This window comes from Actinomadura sp. NBRC 104412 (genome assembly GCF_030269515.1).
Lineage (GTDB): Bacteria > Actinomycetota > Actinomycetes > Streptosporangiales > Streptosporangiaceae > Spirillospora.
The window spans coordinates 1-1,040 of record NZ_BSTM01000093.1 but is presented as its reverse complement, the minus strand read 5'-3'; the positions used below and the strand labels follow the sequence as shown (position 1 = coordinate 1,040).

Here is a 1,040-nt window from a genome sequence, read left to right as displayed (position 1 = left end):
AATGCCCAGCTCAAGAGCTGGCGGATCCTCCGCAAGCTGCGCTGCTGCCCGCACCGCGCCGGGCACCTGGCCAAGGCCATTCACGTGCTACAAACCCGCGAAGCTCACGCCTGCTGAAAAAGGTTCAGTGCGGCCTTGAGGTCCTGAGGCGTCACGATGAGCTTGGGGCCGTCGGTATCTTTCGAGTCCCGGATGCCCACGGCCTCGCCGATGCGGGCCAGTTCAACACAGGTTGACTGACCTTCTGGACCGCTGTAGCTACTCTTCCGCCACTTCGTCACCACCGAACTCCTCCATGATCTTCTGCACCAGGCTCTTGAACAGGGCTTGCGCGAGCGCTTCAGACGCCGGCAGTCTTCAGGGCGGCCTTCAAGCTTTGAGGTGTCACGATGAGCTTGGGACCGTTGGGGTCCTTCGAGTCCCGGATGCCTACGGCTACACCGATGCGGGCCAGCTCGACGCAGGTTGACTGAGTTTCCGGTCCGCTGTAGCTACTCTTCCGCCACGTCGTAGTCACTGGAGCAGTCCTCCTCCCCGACCATCGGGGTTAGCGGTGGGCAGCCAGCGCGGCCCTCATCGCTTCGCGGCTGACCAGCAGTTTCGGCCCGTTCGGGTCTTTGCTGTCTCGGACGCCTACGGCGTCGCCGATGCGGGCCAGTTCGACGCACTCGCCGCCGCCCTCCGAGCCGCTGTAGCTACTCTTCCGCCACTTCGTCACCACCGAACTCCTCCATGATCTTCTGGATCAGGCTCCTGGACAGGTACTGCGGGAGCGCTTCACCGATTATTCTCGCATATTTGATTACGAACTCCGCGACCTCTGTCGGGGAGGATACAAGTCGTCCACTGCCAAGTGTCTCGGTGTAAACCAGATCGCCGAAGTTGTCGCCGGTCAGCAGCTTAAGGCTGCCGTCTAGTGTTCTGAGTCAATAGTTCTTTGTTAGCCGGTAGGCTGTGGGGATGCCGAGCCCGAAGCTGGAACCGGTGGTGTTGTCCGAGGAGGAACGGTCGGTGCTGACCGGGTGGGTGCGCCGCCGCAA

The 1,040-nt window shown here is 62.0% G+C and carries 3 protein-coding genes and 1 pseudogene; 1 reads left to right on the top strand and 3 read right to left on the bottom strand.

From position 1 onward, the window contains the following. A pseudogene (locus tag QSK21_RS35875) lies at positions 1–117 on the top strand (IS5/IS1182 family transposase); the annotation flags it as partial. Here QSK21_RS35875 and QSK21_RS35870 read toward each other — a convergent pair. Genes QSK21_RS35870 through QSK21_RS35860 form a run of 3 tightly spaced genes read right to left on the bottom strand, consistent with a single transcriptional unit; the run spans position 105 to position 721 of the window. After that, positions 105–284 carry a DUF397 domain-containing protein gene (locus QSK21_RS35870; RefSeq protein ID WP_285702215.1) on the bottom strand — a complete coding sequence of 60 codons (180 nt, stop codon included), beginning with the start codon at positions 282–284 and terminating at the stop codon, positions 105–107. The pseudogene QSK21_RS35875 and the gene QSK21_RS35870 overlap by 13 nt on opposite strands. Before the next feature lie 56 nt (positions 285–340). Further along, the gene (locus QSK21_RS35865) at positions 341–517 is read right to left on the bottom strand and encodes a DUF397 domain-containing protein (RefSeq protein WP_285702214.1); all 177 of its coding nucleotides are present in this window, start codon (positions 515–517) and stop codon (positions 341–343) included. A gap of 30 nt (positions 518–547) precedes the next feature. Continuing rightward, positions 548–721, bottom strand: coding sequence for a DUF397 domain-containing protein (locus tag QSK21_RS35860; RefSeq protein WP_352231384.1), 174 nt, complete (start codon positions 719–721; stop codon positions 548–550). Positions 722–1,040 lie beyond the last annotated feature (319 nt).